The 20,763-nt window shown below is 73.3% G+C and carries 11 protein-coding genes and 6 pseudogenes; 12 read left to right on the top strand and 5 right to left on the bottom strand.

Translation table 11 applies throughout. From position 1 onward, the window contains the following. The first annotated feature begins 7 nt into the window (after positions 1-7). The 7 genes and pseudogenes from QQK45_RS20235 to QQK45_RS20205 all read left to right on the top strand — a co-directional run bounded on the left by QQK45_RS20235 (position 8) and on the right by QQK45_RS20205 (position 7,448). Entirely contained in the window at positions 8-856 is an 849-nt protein-coding gene (locus QQK45_RS20235) for a MerR family transcriptional regulator (RefSeq protein WP_284294734.1), read from the top strand. Positions 857-890: 34 nt separating this feature from the next. After that, complete coding sequence (locus tag QQK45_RS20230) at positions 891-1,856, top strand: transglutaminase-like domain-containing protein (RefSeq protein WP_284294733.1); 966 nt, start codon at positions 891-893, stop codon at positions 1,854-1,856. 142 nt (positions 1,857-1,998) lie between these two features. Further along, the gene (gene rpsO / locus QQK45_RS20225; RefSeq protein WP_284294732.1) at positions 1,999-2,268 is read left to right on the top strand and encodes a 30S ribosomal protein S15; all 270 of its coding nucleotides are present in this window, start codon (positions 1,999-2,001) and stop codon (positions 2,266-2,268) included. A gap of 259 nt (positions 2,269-2,527) precedes the next feature. Continuing rightward, positions 2,528-4,792, top strand: a complete 2,265-nt coding sequence (locus QQK45_RS20220; RefSeq protein WP_284294731.1) for a polyribonucleotide nucleotidyltransferase — start codon at positions 2,528-2,530, stop codon at positions 4,790-4,792. A gap of 1 nt (position 4,793) precedes the next feature. Next, positions 4,794-6,124, top strand: a pseudogene (locus QQK45_RS20215) (M16 family metallopeptidase). A gap of 67 nt (positions 6,125-6,191) precedes the next feature. Next, positions 6,192-6,980: a 4-hydroxy-tetrahydrodipicolinate reductase gene (gene dapB / locus QQK45_RS20210; RefSeq protein ID WP_284294730.1), complete on the top strand. Its 789-nt coding sequence runs from the start codon at positions 6,192-6,194 to the stop codon at positions 6,978-6,980. Between the two features lie 9 nt (positions 6,981-6,989). Further along, on the top strand, positions 6,990-7,448 hold the full coding sequence (locus tag QQK45_RS20205; protein WP_284294729.1) for a hypothetical protein: 459 nt from the start codon (positions 6,990-6,992) through the stop codon (positions 7,446-7,448). A 23-nt stretch (positions 7,449-7,471) separates the two neighbouring features. Here QQK45_RS20205 and QQK45_RS20200 read toward each other — a convergent pair whose 3' ends face one another. The 3 genes and pseudogenes from QQK45_RS20200 to QQK45_RS20190 form a co-directional block, all read right to left on the bottom strand. Further along, positions 7,472-7,792 (bottom strand): AzlD domain-containing protein, encoded by a 321-nt coding sequence (locus tag QQK45_RS20200; RefSeq protein ID WP_284294728.1) that lies wholly within the window; start codon positions 7,790-7,792, stop codon positions 7,472-7,474. Continuing rightward, positions 7,789-8,511 carry an AzlC family ABC transporter permease gene (locus tag QQK45_RS20195; RefSeq protein ID WP_284294727.1) on the bottom strand — a complete coding sequence of 241 codons (723 nt, stop codon included), beginning with the start codon at positions 8,509-8,511 and terminating at the stop codon, positions 7,789-7,791. The genes QQK45_RS20200 and QQK45_RS20195 overlap by 4 nt, the downstream gene beginning before the upstream one ends. Before the next feature lie 110 nt (positions 8,512-8,621). After that, positions 8,622-10,129: pseudogene (locus QQK45_RS20190) on the bottom strand (NAD-dependent succinate-semialdehyde dehydrogenase). A 123-nt stretch (positions 10,130-10,252) separates the two neighbouring features. Between QQK45_RS20190 and dapA the strand changes: the two are divergent. From dapA to QQK45_RS20175, 3 genes and pseudogenes are all read left to right on the top strand, one after another. After that, the gene (dapA, locus tag QQK45_RS20185) at positions 10,253-11,242 is read left to right on the top strand and encodes a 4-hydroxy-tetrahydrodipicolinate synthase (protein ID WP_284294726.1); all 990 of its coding nucleotides are present in this window, start codon (positions 10,253-10,255) and stop codon (positions 11,240-11,242) included. After that, positions 11,239-12,921: pseudogene (locus tag QQK45_RS20180) on the top strand (ribonuclease J). The gene dapA and the pseudogene QQK45_RS20180 overlap by 4 nt, the downstream one beginning before the upstream one ends. A gap of 337 nt (positions 12,922-13,258) precedes the next feature. Continuing rightward, a pseudogene (locus QQK45_RS20175) lies at positions 13,259-15,837 on the top strand (FtsK/SpoIIIE family DNA translocase). Positions 15,838-16,369: 532 nt separating this feature from the next. Here QQK45_RS20175 and QQK45_RS20170 read toward each other — a convergent pair. Both QQK45_RS20170 and QQK45_RS20165 read right to left on the bottom strand, forming a co-directional pair. Further along, positions 16,370-17,507, bottom strand: a pseudogene (locus QQK45_RS20170) (IS30 family transposase). A 678-nt stretch (positions 17,508-18,185) separates the two neighbouring features. After that, positions 18,186-19,279 (bottom strand): annotated as a pseudogene (locus tag QQK45_RS20165) (CapA family protein). A gap of 347 nt (positions 19,280-19,626) precedes the next feature. On the opposite strand from QQK45_RS20165, the gene pgsA reads away from it, so the two are divergent. Further along, positions 19,627-20,220, top strand: a complete 594-nt coding sequence (pgsA, locus tag QQK45_RS20160) for a CDP-diacylglycerol--glycerol-3-phosphate 3-phosphatidyltransferase (protein ID WP_284294725.1) — start codon at positions 19,627-19,629, stop codon at positions 20,218-20,220. Beyond that, entirely contained in the window at positions 20,217-20,735 is a 519-nt protein-coding gene (locus QQK45_RS20155) for a CinA family protein (protein WP_284294724.1), read from the top strand. The genes pgsA and QQK45_RS20155 overlap by 4 nt, the downstream gene beginning before the upstream one ends. Positions 20,736-20,763: the final 28 nt, after the last annotated feature.

Here is a 20,763-nt window from a genome sequence, read left to right as displayed (position 1 = left end):
GACCGGCGTGGCCGACGGGCTGAGCACGGGGGAGATGGTCCGCGCGTCGGGGCTGTCGCCTAAGGCGCTGCGGCTGTACGACGCGAACGGGCTGCTCGTCCCGGCGCGCGTGGACCCGGTCACGGGCTACCGGGCGTACGCGCCGGCGCAGGTCGTGCGGGCCCGCGCGATCGGGCTGCTGCGCCGCCTCGACCTGCCGCTCGCGCGGATCGGCGAGCTCCTCGACGGCCCGCCGGACGCGCTCCGGCCCGCGCTGCTCACGTGGTGGGGCGAGCGCCGTCGGACGCTGGAGGACCAGCGCGGCGTCGTGGACCCGCTCGCCGCGGCGGCCGACCCGCTCGCCGCGGGTACCGCCGCCCCGGGCGACCTCCCGGACGCGTCGCGGCTCCGCGCCGCCGTCGGGAGGGCGGAGCGCGAGGCGCGGACCGTCGCGTGCGTGACCGACGTCGTCGAGCAGGCCGCGCTCGTCCCGGCGTTCACGTCGGCCGTGCTGACGATCCGCGAGGAGCTCGCGCGCCAGGGTGCCGCGTTCGGCGCCGAGTTCTGGGTCGTGTTCCACGAGCTCGTGCGCCCCGGGGTCCGCGGCCGGATCGAGACCTGCGTCCCCTACGACGGCGCGGCGCGGCCGGCCGGGGCGATCGTGCTCCGGCTCGAGCCGGCACGGCCCGTCGCGAGCGTCCCGGTGCCCTCGGCGGACTGCCGCTACCCGCCGATCGTCGCCTACTACGACGCCGCCTTCGAGGCCGCCCGGTCCTGGGGCGGTCCCGTCGGCCCGCCGCGCGAGGTGTACCCCGTGCCCTGGTCCGACGACGTCGCCGAGGTGGCACGCGTCGAGATCCCCGTCGCGGGCGCTTGACCCTGCCCCAGGGGCAGGGGTGAGCGTAGGGCGCATGGACATCCTCGACACCCTGGAGAGCCTCGACACCCCGGCGGGCGCCGACGTCGCGCCGCCGAGCCTCGACGACTACGCCACCCAGAGCCCGTTCAGCGACCCGGGCGACCACGCCGGCCTGCTCGACGCCGTCGCCACGGACCCGGAGTCGCTCCACCGGGCCGTGACCCGCACGATCCTGCACTACCGCGGCGAGGCCCACCGGCTCACGGACGCCCAGCTGCGCGATGTCGACTCCCGGTGGGTCGCGACGATCCTCGACCGCGCGACCGAGCGGCAGCCCGGGCCGCTCGACGCGACACGGCCCGACGCCTGCGTCGTCGGCGGGTGCTGCCGCGACCACGCGCTGCTGTCCGTCGCGATCCTGCGCCAGCACGGCGTCCCCGCCCGCACGCGCCTCGGGTTCGCGGGCTACTTCGAGGCGGGCTACTCCCACGACCACGTCGTGGCGGAACGGTGGGACGGCGAGCGTTGGGTGCGGTTCGACCCCGAGCTCGGGCAGGACGACTTCCCGTTCGACGTGCACGACCTCCCGACCGGCGAGGGCGCGCCGTTCGAGACGGCCGCCGAGGCGTGGCTCGCCTACCGCGCGGGCCGCACCGACCTCGCGACCTACGGGGTCGCGCCGGGCGCCGTCGGCCTCGAGGGACCGTCGTTCGTGCAGCGGTACGTGCTCGCGGACGTCGCGCACCGGCACCGCTGCGAGACCCTCCTGTGGGACGGCTGGGGCGCCATGGTGCCGCCCGGCGAGGAGCCGGACGACGCGCAGCTCGCGCTCACCGACGAGCTCGCGGTCCTCACCGCCCGGGCCGACGGGGACCCCGACCCGGTCGGCCCGGCCGCGTCGGCGCTCGCGGCCCGCTGGGCGACGGATCCGCGCGTGAACCCGGGCGGGCGGGTCCTGAGCTTCACCCCGCTCGAGCCTGACGCCGCACCCCGCGAGGTGTCCCTCGACACGCCGTAGGCTCGCGCGCGGTCGTCGACCGGGTTCGGGCACGGACCGTACCTGCTGGTAGGCTTGGGGTGCCGTTTCGACCGGCCGCGGACAAAGAGCGCCCAGGTGGACATGCCCTGGTGCACCGCGCAACGAACATCCAAGGAGAACTGTGCCCCTCGACACCGCCACCAAGCAGCGCATCATTTCCGAGTACGGGACGTCCGAGGGCGACACCGGTTCGCCGGAGGTTCAGGTCGCGCTCCTCACGCAGCGCATCAAGGACCTCACCGAGCACCTCAAGGAGCACAAGCACGACCACCACAGCCGTCGTGGCCTGCTCCTGCTCGTCGGCCAGCGCCGCCGCCTGCTCGGCTACCTGCAGAAGGTCGACATCAACCGCTACCGCAGCCTGATCGAGCGTCTCGGTCTGCGCCGCTGATCCACCCCGGCCCGGCCCGGTCCCTCGCGGACCGGGCCGGTCCGGTATCAGGCCCGCGACCTGCGGGCCACGTCCATCCCGCCGCCCCGACGCCACGTTCGGTCCTCGGTAGTGGGCCCCGGACCCGCCCCGTCCTCGGACGGGCCACCGGCTCCGTGGACCTCGATCGAAGACCGCCTGGCACCGGCCGGGAGGAGGGCGCGCGACGCGCGCCCGTCCGTCCGGCCAGGGGTGGCCTTCGAAGATGAGGAGGGCACCCGTGGAGGGTCCCGAGATCCAGTTCGCCGAGGCCGTCATCGACAACGGCCGCTTCGGCACCCGCACCGTCCGCTTCGAGACCGGGCGCCTCGCCCGCCAGGCCGCGGGCTCCGTGGCCGCGTACCTCGACGGCGAGACGATGATCCTGTCGACCACGACGGCCGGCAAGCACCCCAAGGACCAGTTCGACTTCTTCCCGCTGACGGTCGACGTCGAGGAGCGGCAGTACGCGGCCGGCAAGATCCCCGGCTCGTTCTTCCGTCGCGAGGGCCGCCCGTCCACCGAGGCGATCCTCACGTGCCGCCTGATCGACCGCCCGCTGCGCCCGCTGTTCGTCAAGGGCCTGCGCAACGAGGTCCAGGTCGTCGAGACCGTCCTTGCCGTCCACCCGGACGACCCGTACGACGTCGTCGCGATCAACGCCGCCTCGATCTCGACGCAGATCTCCGGCCTGCCGTTCTCCGGCCCGGTCGGCGCGGTCCGCATCAGCCTGATCGACGGCCAGTGGGTCGCCTTCCCGCGCTACTCGGAGAGCGCGCGCGGCGTGTTCGACATGGTCATCGCGGGCCGCATCGTCACGAACGAGGACGGCGAGTCCGACGTCGCGATCGCGATGATCGAGGCCGAGGCCACCGACGAGTCGTGGAAGCTCATCAAGGAGCAGGGCGCAACGGCGCCGACCGAGCAGGTCGTCGCCGAGGGCATCGAGGCCGCGAAGCCGTTCATCCGCGTCCTCGCGGAGGCCCAGGCCGAGCTCGCGTCGAAGGCCGCCAAGCCGACCGCCGAGTTCCCGCTCTTCCCGGACTACCAGCCCGACGCCTACGCCGCGGTCGAGGCCGCTGCCGCCGCACGCCTGGGCGAGGCCCTGTCGATCGCGGACAAGCAGGACCGCGAGAACCGTCTCGACGAGATCAAGGCCGAGGTCCAGGGCGAGCTCGCCGAGGCCTTCGCCGGCCGCGAGAAGGAGATCTCCGCCGCGTACCGCTCGGTGCAGAAGGCACTGGTCCGCCAGCGCATCCTCACCGACGGCTTCCGCATCGACGGGCGTGGTCTGCGGGACATCCGCACGCTGTCCGCCGAGGTCGAGGTCGTCCCCCGCGTGCACGGCTCGGCGCTGTTCGAGCGCGGCGAGACCCAGATCCTGGGCGTGACCACGCTGAACATGCTGCGCATGGAGCAGCAGATCGACTCGCTCGGGCCGGTCACGCGCAAGCGCTACATGCACAACTACAACTTCCCGCCGTACTCGACCGGCGAGACGGGTCGCGTGGGCTCGCCCAAGCGTCGCGAGATCGGCCACGGCGCGCTCGCGGAGCGGGCCCTCGTGCCGGTGCTGCCGTCGCGCGAGGAGTTCCCCTACGCGATCCGGCAGGTCTCCGAGGCGCTGGGCTCCAACGGCTCGACGTCGATGGGCTCCGTGTGCGCGTCGACCCTGTCGATGCTCAACGCCGGTGTCCCGCTGCGCGCGCCCGTCGCGGGCATCGCGATGGGCCTCGTCTCCGACACCGTCGAGGGCAAGACCCGCTACGCCGCGATGACCGACATCCTGGGCGCCGAGGACGCGTTCGGCGACATGGACTTCAAGGTCGCCGGCACGAGCGAGTTCGTCACGGCGATCCAGCTCGACACGAAGCTCGACGGCATCCCGGCCTCGGTGCTCGCGGACGCGCTGACCCAGGCCCGTGAGGCCCGCCTCACGATCCTCGAGGTCCTCGCCGAGGCGATCGACGTCCCGGACGAGATGTCCCCGAACGCGCCCCGCGTCATCACGGTGAAGGTCCCGACCGACAAGATCGGCGAGGTCATCGGCCCGAAGGGCAAGATGATCAACCAGATCCAGGAGGAGACGGGCGCCGACATCTCGATCGAGGACGACGGCACCGTCTACATCGGCGCGACCGACGGGCCGTCGGCCGAGGCCGCCCGGGCCGCGATCAACGCGATCGCGAACCCGCACGTCCCGGAGATCGGCGAGCGCTTCGTCGGCACGGTCGTCAAGACCACGTCGTTCGGCGCGTTCATCTCGCTCTCCCCGGGCAAGGACGGCCTGCTGCACATCTCGCAGATCCGCAAGCTCGTGGGCGGCAAGCGCGTCGAGGCCGTCGAGGACGTGCTCTCGGTGGGCCAGAAGGTCCAGGTCGAGATCGCCGAGATCGACCCGCGCGGCAAGCTCTCGCTCCACGCGGTGACCGAGGACGAGAAGTCCGAGGGCGACGCGACGTCGGACGACGCCTCTGGGCCCGAGTCCGAGAGCACGAACGACTGACGTGCCGCACGCACTCCCGCTCGTCCCGTCCGGCGCCCCTGGCACGGACGGCGAGCTGATCGCCGGGCAGGACGGCGCGACCATCCGTCGCACCGTCCTGCCCGGCGGCGTGCGCGTCATCTCCGAGCACCTGCCCGGCCAGCGGTCCGCGTCCCTCGGGGCGTGGGTCGGGGTCGGTTCCCGCGACGAGACGGACGGGCACTTCGGCTCCACGCATTTCCTCGAGCACCTGCTGTTCAAGGGCACCGTGCGCCGGACGGCGCTCGACATCGCCGAGGCGTTCGACGCCGTCGGCGGCGAGGCCAACGCGGCCACCGGCAAGGAGCACACCTGCTACTACGCGCGTGTGCTCGACACCGACCTGCCCATGGCGGTCGACGTGATCGCCGACATGGTGACCTCCGCCGCGATCGACGCGGACGAGCTCGAGACCGAGCGCGAGGTCATCCTCGAAGAGCTCGCGATGAACGACGACGACCCGTCGGACGTCGTGCACGAGCGCTTCTCCGAGACGGTCCTCGCCGGTCACCCGCTCGGCCGCCCCATCGGCGGCACCCCCGAGACGATCCGTGCCGTCCCGCGCGACGCCGTCTGGGAGCACTACCGCTGGCACTACCGGCCCGAGACCCTCGTCGTCTCGGCGGCGGGCGGCGTCGACCACGACGCCCTCGTCTCGCAGGTCGCCGACGCGCTGGTCGCGGGCGGCTGGGACCTCGACCCCGCCCTCGCCCCCGCGCCCGCCGGGACGCGAGCGCCGTCGTCGGGGTCGGGACCGAGCCCCACGAGCTCACGGTGCGCCGCGCCGTCGAGCAGGCCAACGTCGTCATCGGGTCGACGGGTATCTCCGCGACCGACGACCGCCGCTTCACGCTGTCCGTGCTCAACGCCGTCCTCGGCGGCGGGATGAGCTCGCGCCTGTTCCAGGAGATCCGCGAGAAGCGGGGCCTGGCGTACTCCACCTATTCGTTCGCCTCCGCGCACGGCGGCCTCGGGACGTTCGGCCTGTACGCGGGCTGCGCGCCCGCGAAGGTCGACCAGGTTACGAAGATCCTGGGCGAGGAGCTCGACCGGTTCGCCGACGGCGGCATCACCGACGCCGAGCTGCAGCGCAGCGTCGGGCAGCTCTCGGGCGGCCTGGTCCTCGGGCTCGAGGACTCGGGCTCGCGCATGAGCCGGCTCGGCAAGGCCGAGCTCGTGTACGGCGAGCTCATGACGCTCGAGGAGTCGCTCGAGCGGATCCGTGCCGTGACTGCCGACGACGTCCGCGAGCTCGCCGCGGACCTCGCGTCCCGCCCGCGATCCGTGGTGCGCGTGGGACCGTTCGGCGACTGAACTTCACAAGACGGGCCCCGACCGTGTCTGTCGAGATGCCCGTCGACACCGACCGGAAGGTGACCGCGTGACCGACCAGGGGACCACCCCGTCCGCGCCGCTGCGTGTGGCGGTGCTCGGTGCCGAGGGCCGCATGGGCCGCACCACGTGCGAGGCCGTCGACGCCGCTCCCGGCCTCGAGCTCGTCGCCCGCGTGACGCGCGGCGACGACGTGGCGCAGGCGCTGGCCGACTCGGGCGCTGACGTCGCCGTCGACTTCACGCGCCCCGGCGTGACCGAGGACAACGTCCATGCCGCGATCGACGCGGGTGTGCACGTCGTCGTCGGGACGACGGGGTGGACCGCCGAACGCCAGGAGCGCGTGCGCGAGCACCTGGCGCGCCGTGCCGCCGAAGGGCTCGACCTCGGGGTGATCGTCGCGCCGAACTTCGGGCTCTCCGCGGTCCTCGCGATGACGTTCGCCGCGAAGGCGGCACGTTACTTCGAGTCCGTCGAGGTGATCGAGCTCCACCATCCCGACAAGCTTGACGCCCCGAGCGGCACCGCCACCCAGACGGCCCGCGCCGTCGCCGCCGCCCGCGCGGCGGCGGGCGTCGCGCCGAGCCCCGACGCGACCGAGTCGGGCTTCGAGGCCCGTGGCGCCGACGTCGACGGGGTGCGTGTGCACGCGGTGCGCCTGCGCGGGCTGGTCGCCCACGAGGAGATCCTGCTCGGCAACGTGGGGGAGCAGCTCGTCATCCGCCAGGACTCGTTCGACCGCGTCTCGTTCATGCCGGGTGTCGTGCTGGCCGTGCGCGAGGTCACCCGGCGGCCGGGGCTGACGGTCGGGCTCGAGCACGTCCTCGACGTGGACTGAGGGGCCGACGTGCGCAAGGGACTGCTCGGGGCGCTGCTCGCGACCGCGGTGCTCGTGATCTACGCGTTCGCGATCGGGCGCGCCGTGGTCGCGCTGCTCGGCTCGGGCGAGGCCGTGGGGATCGCGATCGGGGTGTGCCTGATCGTCGTCCCGTTCCTCGCCCTGTGGTACATCGGGCGGGAGTGGTGGTTCGCGGTGCAGGTGCAGCGCCTCGCGAACGAGCTGCACGCCCAGGGCGGGCTCCCCGTCGACGACCTGCCCCGCTCGCCCGGCGGCCGGATCGACCGCGCCGCGGCGGACGCGCAGTTCGTGCTGCGGCAGGCCGAGGCCGAGGCCGCGCCCGACGACTGGCGGGCCTGGTTCAACCTGGGCTTCGCGTACGACGCGTCGGGGGACCGCCGCCGCGCGCGCGAGTCCCTGCGCCGCGCGGTCAGGCTCCACACCACCACACCGACCTCCCCGACGTAGGCCCCGGGAGGCCTACCTCGCGATCAGGGCATGCCCGCGGCGCGCAGCAGCGCGGCGGTCAGGGCGGCCAGCACGACGACGACGATGAACGGCGCGCGCAGCACGAGCGCCACGGCGGCGACGGCGAGCGCGGGCAGTCGCGCGTCGATCACGAGCTCGCGCCCGGATGCGACGGTCTGGACCGCGACGAGTGCGGCGAGGAGTGCGACGGTCACGAGCGCGGCCGTGCGTGCGACCCGCGGGTGCGCCGCCCACGTCCCGGGCACGACGTGCCCTGCGAGCTTGAGCGCCAGGCACCCGGCGCTCGCGGCGAGGACGGTGACCCAGATCGTCGTCGGGCTCATCGCGCCTCACCGTCCTCGGCGTCGGGATGGGCGTGCTCGCGCGCCGTCCACCACCCGACGACGACGGCCAGCACGGCCGCGACCAGCACGGGCACCCCGCTGGGCACCGCGGGCGTGAGGACCACCGCGACGACGACGGCGCCCGTCGCGACGTACCGCGCGAGCGCCGTGCGCAGGCGGGGCCAGAGCAGAGCGAGGAACGCGGCGGAGGCGGCGGCGTCGAGCCCGTAGCGCTTCGGGTCGCCGAGCGCGTTGCCGGCGAGCGCCCCGGCGAGCACGAACGCGTTCCAGAGCACGAACACCCCGGCACCGGTGAGCCAGAAACCGACGCGTGCGAGGCGCACGGTGGGCTGGGCGGTCGCGACGGCGGTGGACTCGTCGATGGTCAGGTGCGCGGCGAGGACGCGCCGCCACGACCTCACCGCGAGCAGCGGCGAGAGCTGGACGCCGTAGAACCCGTTCCGGACGCCCAACAGGCCGGCCGTCGCGATCGCCGACGCAGCGGAGCCTCCCGTGCCGACGATCCCGACGAGCGCGAACTGCGACCCGCCCGAGAACATGAACAGGCTGAGCACGACGGCCTGCCACACGGAGAGGCCGGCCACCACGGCGAGCGCCCCCAGCGAGATCCCGTACAGCCCCGTCGCGACGGACACCGAGAGCGCCTGCCGGACGACGGCCCGCTCGTCGGGCGTCGTCGTCGGGCGGGCGGAGGGCACGGGTCGAGCCTACCGACGACGGCCCGCTCGTCCGTGTGGGCATCCGTTCGGCTGTTTCGTGGGCCTGAAAACAGCCCAACGCATGGCCACACGGCGAGGCGGGGACGCGCTCAGACCTGGACGGCCGCGTAGACCGTCTCCTGGTACTCCTCGATCCCGGCCTCGCCGCCCTCGCGCCCGAGCCCGGACTGCTTGAGCCCCCGAAGGGTGCGCTCGCGTCGGACACCAGCCCGCGGTTGATGCCGATCATCCCGGCTTCGAGCTCGTCGGTGAGCCGCAGCGCCCGCCCGACGTCGCGCGTGTACGCGTAGGCGACGAGCCCGTATTCGGTGCCGTTGGCGAGCGCGAGCGCCTCGGCGTCGGAGCCGAACCGCGTCACCGGCGCGACGGGCCCGAAGATCTCCTCGCCCAGCATCGCCGCGTCGGCGGGGACGTCGCCGAGCACGGTCGGGGCGTAGAAGAACCCGCGCCCCGCGGGTGCCTCGCCGCCCACGAGGACGTGCGCGCCGTCGTCGACGGCGTCCTGGACGAGCCCGCCGACCTTCTCGACGGCCGCCGCCTCGATGAGCGGCCCGACGTCGACGCCGTCCTCGGTCCCGCGCCCCATCCGGCGCTCCCCGACGGCGGTGGCGAGCCGGGACGCGAACTCGTCGGCGACGTCGTCGTGCACGAGGAACCGGTTGGCAGCCACGCAGCTCTGCCCGGTGTTGCGGAGCTTCGCGACGAGCGCCCCCTCGACGGCCGCGTCGAGGTCGGCGTCGGAGAACACGAGGAACGGCGCGTTCCCGCCGAGCTCCATGGACGTGCGCAGCACCTGCCCCGCGGCGGCCTCGAGCAGCGTCCGACCGACGGCCGTGGACCCCGTGAACGACAGCTTGCGCAGCCGGGGGTCGGAGAGCAGCGGGCCCGTCACGGCCGACGCCGACGACGTCGGGACGACGTTCACGACCCCGACGGGCAGGTCGCGGTCGGCGAGCTCGGAACGCAGGATCTCGGCGAGGGCGAGGGTCGTGAGCGGGGTGAGCCGCGCGGGCTTGATCACCACGGGACACCCGGCCGCGAGGGCCGGCGCGAGCTTGCGGGTGAGCATCGCGATGGGGAAGTTCCAGGGCGTCACGAGCAGCGCCGGCCCGACGGGCCGCCGCGACACGAGCTGCCGTGCGCCGCCCGCGGGCGCCGGCCGGTACAGGCCCTCGAACCGGACGGCCTGCTCGGCGAACCAGCGCAGGAAGTCGGCGCCGTAGTCGACCTCGGCGCGCGACTCGGCGAGCGGCTTGCCGCACTCGGCGGTGATCAGGGCGGCGAAGTCCTCGCGACGGTTGGCGACGCGCTGGTACACCGCGCGCAGCAGCTCCGAGCGCTCGCGCGGCGCGACCGCGCGCCAGGCCGGCCAGGAGTCCCACGCGGCGCCCAGGGCCCGGCCCGCGTCCTCGGGCGTCCCGTCGGCGACGTCGAACAAGACCTCCTCGGTCGCGGGGTCCGCGACCTCGAACGTCTGCCCCGACGACGACGGCCCCCACGCCCCGCCGACGAGCAGCCCGGTCGGGACGTGCGCGGCGACGTCGGGCGGCAGAGGCGGGGAGCCGGCGGGCGGCAGGACGGGTGCGGCGACGGGCATGCGCCCACCTCCTCGACGGGGTTGGCACCTGGGCTTCCAGTATGGGCACGGCCCGTCGGCGTCGGCAGGCCGGGGACGGCGCCGGAGCACGGGCGGAGGGCCTCCTCGCGGTAGGTTGGGCCCATGGCCCCCAGCACCGCCCACGCCGCGCCGCGCCGACCGTTCGGCGCCGTCCTGACCGCGATGGTCACGCCCATGACGCCCGACGGCGCGATCGACCTCGAGGCCGCACAGAGCCTCGCACGCCACCTCGTCGACGAGGGCAACGACGGGCTCGTGCTCAACGGCACCACCGGCGAGGCGCCGACGACGCACGCGCAGGAGAAGGCCGACCTCGTGGCCGCGGTCGTCGAGGCCGTGGGGGACCGGGCGTACGTCGTCGCGGGTGCCGGGTCGAACGACACCGACCACGCCGTCCGGATGGCCGAGCAGGCCGCCGACGCCGGCGCCCACGGGCTCCTGGTCGTGACGCCCTACTACTCTCGCCCCACGCAGGAGGGCCTCTACCAGCACATGGTCAAGGTCGCCGAGGCGACCGACCTGCCGGTCATGGTCTACGACATCCCGGGCCGCGCGGGGCTGCGGATCGCCCCCGCCACGTACGAGCGGCTCGCCGAGCACGAGAGCTTCGTGGCGTCCAAGGACGCCACGGGCGACGTCGCGTCCGCGCTCAAGCTCATCGAGGCGACCGGCTGGGCCTGGTACTCCGGCGACGACGGCCTCCTGCTGCCCTTCCTGTCCGTCGGCGCCTCCGGCATCGTCGGGGTCAGCACGCACGTCGTCGCGCCCGAGTACGCCGCGGCCGTCCGCGCGTTCGACGCCGGCGACCACGCGGCCGCGCTCGACCTCGCCCGCCAGGTCGTGCCCGTCGTCGACGCGCTCAACGGCGCGGGCGCGCAGGCCGTCATGGCCAAGGCCGCCGTCGAGGCCCTCGGGCTCCTCGGCAACCGCCACCTGCGTCTGCCCAACGTCCAGGCCACCGACGCCGAGGCCGCCGCCGTGCGTGCCGCGCTCGAGCAGGCCGGTGTCTTCGACCGCACCGCGCACGCCCGCGACGGCGTGCGCCCCCAGAACACTGCCCAGCCCGAACCGGCCCCGGAGGTCGCCCGATGACACACCTGCACACCGAGCTCGCGCCGCCGCCCCCTGCAGAAGGGGGCGCTGCGGATCGTCGCGCTCGGCGGCCTCGGCGAGGTCGGCCGGAACATGGCCGTCCTCGAGTACGACGGCAAGCTCCTCATCATCGACTGCGGCGTCCTCTTCCCGGAGGACAACCAGCCCGGCGTCGACCTGATCCTGCCCGACTTCGGGTACATCGAGGACCGCCTCCAGGACGTCGAGGCGATCGTCCTCACTCACGGCCACGAGGACCACATCGGCGCCGTGCCCTACCTGCTGCGCCTGCGCCGCGACATCCCGCTCGTCGGCTCCCAGCTCACGCTCGCGTTCGTCGAGGCGAAGCTCAAGGAGCACCGGATCCAGCCCCTGACCCTCGCGGTCAAGGAGGGGCAGGTCGAGCAGCTCGGGGCGTTCCGGTGCGAGTTCGTCGCCGTGAACCACTCCATCCCGGACGCGCTCGCGGTCGCCGTCACCACCGGCGCGGGGACCGTCCTGCACACGGGCGACTTCAAGATGGACCAGCTCCCGCTCGACGGACGCATCACCGACCTGCGTGCGTTCGCGCGGCTGGGGAGCGCGGCGTCGACCTCTTCATGGTCGACTCGACCAACGCCGAGGTCCCCGGCTTCGTCACGCCCGAGCGCGAGATCGGCCCGGTCCTCGACTCGGTCTTCGCGGCCAGCGAGAAACGGATCGTCGTCGCGTCGTTCTCCTCGCACGTGCACCGCGTCCAGCAGGTCCTCGACGCCGCGTACGCGCACGGCCGCAAGGTCGCGCTCGTCGGACGCTCGATGGTCCGGAACATGGGCATCGCCGCCGACCTCGGGTACCTGCGCGTGCCCGAGGGGGTGCTGGTGGACCTCAAGCAGGTCGACCAGCTCCGCGACGACGAGATCGTCCTCATGTGCACCGGTTCGCAGGGCGAGCCCATGGCCGCCCTCTCCCGGATCGCCAACCACGACCACCGCGTCAGCGTCGGCCCCGGCGACACCGTGATCCTCGCGAGCTCGCTCATCCCCGGCAACGAGAACGCCGTGTTCCGTGTCATCAACGGGCTGACCCGCCTGGGTGCGCGCGTCGTGCACAGCGGCAACGCGCGCGTCCACGTGTCCGGCCACTCGGGCGCGGGCGAGCTGCTCTACTGCTACAACATCGTCAAGCCCAAGAACGTCATGCCTGTGCACGGCGAGGTCCGCCACCTCGTCGCGAACGGGGCGCTCGCCGTCAAGACGGGCGTCCCGCCGGAGCGCGTCGTGCTGGCCGAGGACGGCGTGGTCGTGGACCTCGTCGACGGCTTGGCGTCCGTCGTGGGCGCCGTGCCCTGCGGGCTGGTCTTCGTCGACGGGTCGAGCATCGGCGAGATCACCGAGGCCGAGCTCAAGGACCGCCGCATCCTCGGCGAGGAGGGCTTCGTGTCCGTCTTCGCCGTCGTGGACTCGGGCACCGGCAAGGTCATCGCCGGCCCGCAGATCCTCGCGCGCGGGCTCGCGGAGGACGACAAGGTCTTCGACGGGATCCTGCCGCAGGTCTCCAAGGCACTCGAGGAGTCGATCGCGTCCGGCGCGAACGACACGTACCAGCTTCAGCAGGTCATGCGCCGCGTCGTCGGCCGGTGGGCGGGCACGAAGCTGCGCCGTCGGCCGATGATCGTGCCGGTGGTCGTGGAGGCATGAGCCCCCGCTCGCCCGTGCGCGGCGCGCCTGACCGGCGATGACGGACCCGGGGGCTAGCGTGGAGCGCACCATGGCAGCACGTACGCCCTCACCCCGTAGCTCGGCCCGATCGGGCGGTTCGTCAGGCGGACGCCCGACGGCGACACGCGCCACCGGCGCGCCCCCGCGCGCCCGGACCGGCACGTCGTCAGGGCGTGCCTCGTCGTCGAAGTCGTCGTCCTCGCGCGGGACGTCCAAGGCCGCGGCGTCCAAGAGCGCGCCCAAGGGCCGCACCACCACCCGCCGTCCCGCGTCTCGTCAGCCCGCCTGGCCCGTGCGTGCCGTCCGCGGCACGTGGATGGGGATCGCGCACGCTCTCGGGGGATGACGCGCGGGATCTCGCACGGCGCCAAGGACCTCGACCCCGCCCACCGTCGCGACGGGGTCGCGTTCTTCCTCGTCGCGCTCGCCGTGGTCGTCGCCGCGCGCGAGTGGTGGGGATCGCCGGCGGCTTCGGTGACGGTGTGCACGCGGTCGTCGCCGGGACGTTCGGCGTGGTCGGCGTCGCGGTGCCCGTGCTGCTGCTCTGGCTCGCGGTCCGGCTCATGCGTCACCCCGAGCGCGTGCAGGCGAACGGCCGTGTCGCGATCGGTGTCATGTTCGTCGTCGCCGCGGTCTGCGCCCTCGTCGCCATCGCCGACGGCCTCCCGGCCCCGCGCGACGGGTTCGAGGGCGTGCGGGACGCGGGCGGCGTCGTCGGCTACCTCCTCGCGACGCCCGTGGCGACCGCCCTCACGCCCTGGTTCGCCGTCCCGATCTTCGTGCTGCTCGGCCTTTTCGGGCTGCTCGTCGTGACCGCCACGCCGGTCAACGCGATCCCCGAGCGCTTCCGCTCGGCGTACCACATGCTCACCGGTTCCGAGCGGGACGAGGAGGTCTGGGAGCCGGACGACGGGCTCGAGCTCGCCGACGGTGTCTCGCGCCACGACGGCACCGACGACGACGCGCGGCCCGTCCGCAAGAAGCGCGAGACCCGCGCACAGCGCAAGGAGCGTGAGCGCGCAGAGGCCGAGGAGACCGCCCGGCTCGCCGGGTACGCGGGCGACGAGGCGTTCGAGCAGGCCGCCGAGGTCGAGCGCGTGCCCGAGGCCCCCAAGCGGCGTCGAGGCGCCGAGGCACGGGCCGCGGCCGTCGACCCGCACGAGGCGCCCACGCAGGCGATCTCGGCGCTGGCGGCCGACGAGGCCGCCGCCGTTCCACCCCGCCCCCGCGCCGCCGACATCCCGCGGCCCGGTGCCGAAGGGCGAACAGCCCATGTTCGACGGCGAGACGGTCTACCTCCTGCCCAGCGAGGACGTGCTCGTCAAGGGGCCACCCCACAAGACGCGCTCCGCCGCCAACGACCGCGTCGTCGAGTCGCTCACGGGCGTGTTCGAGCAGTTCGACGTCGACGCGCAGGTCACGGGCTTCCAGCGCGGACCCACCGTGACCCGCTACGAGGTCGAGGTCGGCCCCAAGGTCAAGGTCGAGCGCATCACGTCGCTGTCCAACAACATCGCGTACGCGGTGGCGAGCGCGGACGTGCGGATCCTGTCACCGATCCCCGGGAAGTCCGCGATCGGCATCGAGATCCCCAACACCGACCGCGAGACGGTTTCGCTCGGCGACGTGCTGCGCTCGAGCGCCGCCCGCCGCACCGAGCACCCCATGGTCATCGGCGTCGGCAAGGACGTCGAGGGCGGGTACGTCGTCGCGAACCTCGCGAAGATGCCCCACATCCTCGTCGCGGGCGCCACGGGCGCCGGCAAGTCCGTCTTCATCAACGCGATGATCACGTCGATCCTCATGCGGGCCACGCCCGACCAGGTGCGGCTCGTCCTCGTCGACCCCAAGCGCGTCGAGCTGACGATCTACGAGGGCATCCCGCACCTCATCACCCCGATCATCACCAACCCCAAGAAGGCCGCCGAAGCCCTCGACTGGGTGGTGCGGGAGATGGACGCGCGCTACGACGACCTCGCCCTGTTCGGCTACAAGCACGTCGACGACTTCAACGCGGCCGTGCGCGCCGGCAAGGTCAAGCCGCTGCCCGGCTCCGAGCGCAAGATCGCGCCCTACCCGTACCTGCTGGTCGTGGTCGACGAGCTCGCGGACCTCATGATGGTTGCCCCGCGCGACGTCGAGGCGTCCATCCAGCGCATCACCCAGCTCGCGCGCGCCGCCGGCATCCACCTGGTGCTCGCGACGCAGCGGCCGTCCGTCGACGTCGTCACCGGCCTCATCAAGGCCAACGTGCCGTCGCGCCTCGCGTTCGCCACCAGCTCCCTCGCCGACTCGCGCGTCGTGCTCGACCAGCCCGGAGCCGAGAAGCTGATCGGCCAGGGCGACGCGCTGTTCCTCCCGATGGGCTCGGCCAAACCCATGCGCGTGCAGGGCGCCTGGGTGGGCGAGTCCGAGGTCCACGCCGTCGTGGAGCACGTCAAGACGCAGCTCAAGCCCGTCTACCGCGAGGACGTCACCGCCGCCGCGGCGTCCAAGAAGCAGGTCGACGAGGACATCGGCGACGACCTCGAGCTGCTGCTCCAGGCCGCCGAGCTCGTCGTCACCACCCAGTTCGGCTCGACGTCGATGCTGCAGCGCAAGCTGCGCGTCGGGTTCGCGAAGGCGGGGCGGCTCATGGACCTGCTCGAGTCGCGAGAGATCGTCGGACCGTCCGAAGGGTCGAAGGCGCGCGAGGTCCTCGTCACGCCCGACGACCTGCCCGGGACCCTCGCGATGCTGCGTGGCGAACCCGCACCCGGCGGAGGCGTGCACGACCAGGCGGGCGGAGACGCCGTCGAGGCGTCCCGGCCGCCCGTGGCGCACGACTACGGCGACGGGGCGGACGACGCGTCCGACGACGACACCGACGCCTGGTCGTTGACCGGCCGCGGCTGAGGTTCGCGCGACCCGGCCGCTGTGTTCGCCGCCGGTGACGTTGGGTTCGCCGATGGTGACGTTCGCGGGTGGGTGCGGCGAGGTGGTTCGGGCTGTCGTGCTTCGGCCCTGGGGGCCGTGCGCACTCCTTGACGCCCTTCACCACCTTCCCGCACCCACCCGCTCGGCCGTCGTCTCACCTTCCCCGTGTCCCGGCATCCGCGCGGCCGTCGTCTCGCCTTCCGCCTTCGTCGCGAGTCAGCGCGTTTCGTTCGAGTCAGCGCGAAGTTCGCGCTGACTCGGGTGATTCGCGCTGACTCGGCGACGCCTGGTGCACTCGGTGCTGGGACGTGAGCCGTCGTGAGCCGGTCACGACCGACATCGGGCCCGCTCCGAGGCTACCGATCCTGACCTCCCGGGCTGGGGCGACGCCGTCGTCGGTGCGGGCCCGACCTCCGAGCATGCGATCTGCCACCGTCGCCCGCGCCGAACACGGGCTTGTGCACCGATGCGTCGCGGCGGATTCTCGTGGTGGTCGCAACACCGTGATGGTTTAGACGCTGGTCAGTAGATCACGGAGGCGCTCGGCTGGGGTGTCCCAGTCGAGGGTCTTTCGTGGTCTGCCGTTGAGCTCTTGGGCGACGTGCTCGAGATCCTCAGGGCTGTAGATCGACAGGTCGGTGCCCTTGGGGAAGTACTGGTGCAGGAGCGCGTTGGTGTTCTCGTTCGATCCGCGTTGCCAGGGCGAGTGCGGGTCGCAGAAGTAGACCGGGACGTTCGTGGCGATCGTGAACTGCTTGTGGGCGGCCATCTCGGTTCCCTGGTCCCAGGTCAGCGAGGCCCGCAGATGGGCGGGCAGGGCCGCGATCAGCGGGACCAGGACGTCCCGGACCTCTTCAGCGCTGTGCCCGCCCGGCAGGTGCCCGAGCAGGACATACCGGGTGCTGCGCTCGACCAGGGTCACGATCGCGGACTTCGAGGCGGTGCCCACGATCAGGTCACCTTCCCAGTGCCCGGGCACGGCCCGGTCTTCGACCTCCGCGGGCCGTTCGGAGATCATGATCATCTCGTCCACGAACCGGGGCGTGCGCTGGTCCGCTTTCTTGTGGGGTTTGCGGCGGGTGCGTCCGGTGCGCAACGCGTTAGCGACCTCGCGGCGCAGGCCGCCGCGGGCCTGGACGTAGATCGCCTGGTAGATCGTCTCCGTACTCACCCGCATGTCCTCCTGGTCGGGGAACTCCTTGGCAAGAGCATGGCTGATCTGCTCCGGGGACCACCGCTCGGCGAGCTTGCCGGCCACGTACTCGCGTAACGGCCCGTCGGTCGCGAGCTTGGACGCCTTGAACCTGGGCCGGGACGCGGCCCAGGCACGCTGGGCCGCATAGGGCAGGTAGACCCCGTCGGTGCTACGGGCATCGAGCTCGCGTTTGACCGTCGAGGCCGGCCGGCCCAGCTCACGCCCGATCGCCCGCAACGACGCACCGGCGCGGTGCAGGTCCGCGATCAGCTCCCGCTCTGCCAACGTCAAGAACCTGCGGTCCAGGACCGCTTCCACCTCGGCGAGCGACGGATCAACAGGGACATCGACGCGGGCATCGACGAGAGCGGTCACGCCACCAGACTCGTCCCCGCCACGGGCCCGGTCCGGGTAGACCCGACCGGCCCCGACCCAACGCACGCCCCGGTCCCACTCCTGGGCCGTGCGCACATGGATCCCGACCCGCCCCGCCGCCTCGGCTCGCGCGACCCCACCCGCCCGCAAACGCTCGTACTCGGCCCGCCCCGGATGAGGCGCCCGCCGCACCCCGAGCTTGGCACCCGAGGGCCCCCGCCCCCGGATACCCAGCTTCTTCGTCCACGTGAACGCCGTCGCCGGGTGCACCCCGACCTCCCGCGCGGCACCCGTGATATTCCCGTCCAACCGATCAAGCGCAGCGAAGAACGCCTTCTTGACCTCCACCGACACCAACGTCCTCTTCGACCCCAACGCAACTCCCAACAGCCAGAGTGTTGCGGGGACCGCTAGAACCCGCCTCGCTCAACGGGTGCACAACCCCGTGCTCGGCGCCACGTCGGTGCACAGCCCCGTGGTCGGACCGGGTCGACGCCCGGGGCCGAGCACGCGATCGAACATCGGCGGGGGCAGGGCCGGCTTTGGTCGCGCCCGGGGGTGGGTGACCGTCTGTGGAGGTGGGCCGACGGCGAAGTGTGGGGCGGGTGGGGTGCGCGCGGTCGTGGCGGGTCTGGCGGGAGCCGAGCGAGGAACGAGCGAGGCGGATGGAAGACCGCGCGCACCCCACCCGCCCCGCCGACCCGACCACGCGGGCGTCACCCTCGGCGAACGCAGCGTCACCGTCGGCGTTCAGCGGTCAGGGGCTTGTCGAGGTGCTCGTCGGGGTGCTCGTGGAGGTCGGGCTCTTCGTCGGCGAGCCGGGGTGCGCCACGACGACGGGCGGCGGCCCCGTCGGGGCCGTGGGCGCGGTGCGTTCGGTCGCCGCCGTGCCGACGGCCTCCTTGACGCGGAAGAGGCGTGCGGCCAGCTCGGCGTGCGAGAGGTCGCCCACACCGCCCTTGCGGTTCAGGACGTCCGGGATCGCGTAGACGCGGTGCCCGCCGGTGCGGTCGACGGTCAGGGGCGTCCACTCGAAGCCGGTGACCTTCGCGCCGCCGTGCCCGGGCGCGGTCACGGTGAGGGTGATGAGCAGGCCCGAGTCGGTCTGCGCGACGCAGCAGTCGGAGTCCTGGTTGGAGATCATGTTCCCGACGCCGTATGCGACCCACATGCCGCGGCCGCCGACGCCCCCGGCGAGCTTGGCGACGGGCTGGGGCACGTGGGCGTGCGCGCCGATCACGGCGTCGATCTGCCCCGACTTGGCGAGGGCCTTCATGACCTTCTGCTGGTCGGTGGTCGGCGCCGTCACGTACTCGGTGCCGTCGTGGATCGAGGCGATCACGAGGTCGGCGCCCGCGGCCCGGGCGGCCTTGGCCTGCGCGACCAGCGTCGTGGTGTCGATCAGCTCGACGGCCCAGGGCTTGCCCGCGGGCAGGGGAGCCCGTTGAGCCCGAACGTGGCCGACAGGTGGGCCACGGTGATGGTCCGGCCCGCGCGCTCCAGCCGGTACAGCTGGGGGCTCGTGGCCTCCTTCTTGGTGCGGCCGGTCCCCGCGTGCCCGAGGTGGTTCGCGTCGAACGCGGCGAGCGTGGCCTCGATCCCGTCGAACCCGCGGTCCACGGAGTGGTTGGACGCGTTCGAACAGCCGTCCCAGCCCTGCCGGGCGAGGTCGCGGACGATGGCGGCGGGTGCGCCGAAGCGCGGGTATCCGCTGAGCGACGTCCCCTGGGGGGCGACGGGGACCTCCATGTGGCACAGGGCGAGGTCCGCGCCTGCGACCCACGCGTCCAGCCCGGAGAGCTCCTTCGAGAAGTCGTAGGTGCCGGGACCCGTCTTCGCGTCGTCGACCACGTCGCCGTGGGGCAGCACGTCGCCGGCCGCAACGATCGTGAAGGTGGCGTCCTGGGCGGTCGGAGTGGGCGTGGGCGTCGGGGTGACCGTCGCCGACGGCGTCCGCGTGGGCGTCGGGAGGGTCGCTGGGTCGTGGGTGCCCCCGCCGTGGGCCGAGACGGCCAGGGTGACGAGGACGACGGTCGCCAGGACGCCGACGGAGCCGGCGAGGAAGCGCTGTCCGGTGCGAGAGGGGCACGTCGCACATGTCGGGGCACCCGCAGACTCTACCTGGGCGATTCACCCTGGTCCCAGCCGCCTCGGGACGTCTGCACGGCCGGGACGAGCCGCTCGCCTAGGCTGTCGGGGTGAGCAACTCCGTCCGTGCGCAGTGGAACGTGGCGAACGCCATCACCGTCGTGCGGATCCTGCTGGTCCCGGTGTTCGTGCTGCTCCTCGCCACCGGCGGGTCCGGCGCCGACGAGCGTCCCGGCTGGCGGTGGGCGGCGTTCGCCCTGTTCGGGGTCGCGGCGCTCACCGACCGGGTGGACGGGCAGATCGCCCGCGCTCGGGGGCTCGTCACGGAGCTCGGGAAGCTGCTCGACCCGATCGCCGACAAGGCGCTCATGGGTGGGGCGCTCGTGACGCTGTCGGTGCTCGGCGACGTGCCGTGGTGGGTCACGGTCGTGATCCTGGTGCGCGAGGTCGGGATCACGGTCATGCGGTTCGTCGTGATCGACGAGGGCGTCATCCCCGCGTCCCGGGGCGGCAAGATCAAGACGTTCGTGCAGACGGTCGCCATCGGGCTGTTCGTCGCGCCCCTCGACCACCTGCCGTACGCGGTCACGGTGGTGGCGTGGTGCTTCATGGTGGTCGCCCTGGTGCTCACGGTCGTGACGGGCCTCGACTACGTGGTGGGCGTCCGGCGGGCGCACCGTGACGCGCGGGGGAGCGCGCTGTGAGCGACCGGCCCGACGCCGCGCGGGTCCTCGAGCTGTGCCGCGCTCGCGGCTGGACGCTGGGCGTCGCGGAGTCCCTCACCGGCGGCGCGCTGACGAGCGCGTTCGTCGAGGTCCCCGGTGCGTCGCTCGTGCTCCGCGGCGGCGTCGTGGCGTATGCGACGGACCTCAAGGCCCGCCTGCTGGGCGTCGACGGCGAGCTGCTCGGCCGGCTGGGGCCGGTCGCCGGCCCGACGGCCCTCGCGATGGCGTCGGGCGTGCGGCGCGCGACCGGCTCGGACGTGGGGCTCGCGACGACGGGCGTCGCCGGGCCGGACCCCCAGGACGGGCACGTGCCCGGGCTCGTCTTCGTGGCGTTCGTCGCGCCCGGGGCGACCGTGGTGCGCGAGCTGCACCTCGACGGCGGCCGTGCGGTCGTACGGGCGGATGCCACGGCGGCGGCGCTCGCGCTCGCGCTCGACGTGCTCCGCGAGCCGCGGGACGGGGTCGGCGAGCCGGAGATTTCGCCCCCGGCGTAGCGGACACCGGGGGAAAAGCGTGAGCGCC

The organism is Luteimicrobium album (genome assembly GCF_030161555.1).
GTDB lineage: Bacteria > Actinomycetota > Actinomycetes > Actinomycetales > Cellulomonadaceae > Luteimicrobium > Luteimicrobium album.
Note: the sequence above shows the minus strand (reverse complement) of the source record. Positions and strands in the feature narration are given on the sequence as shown.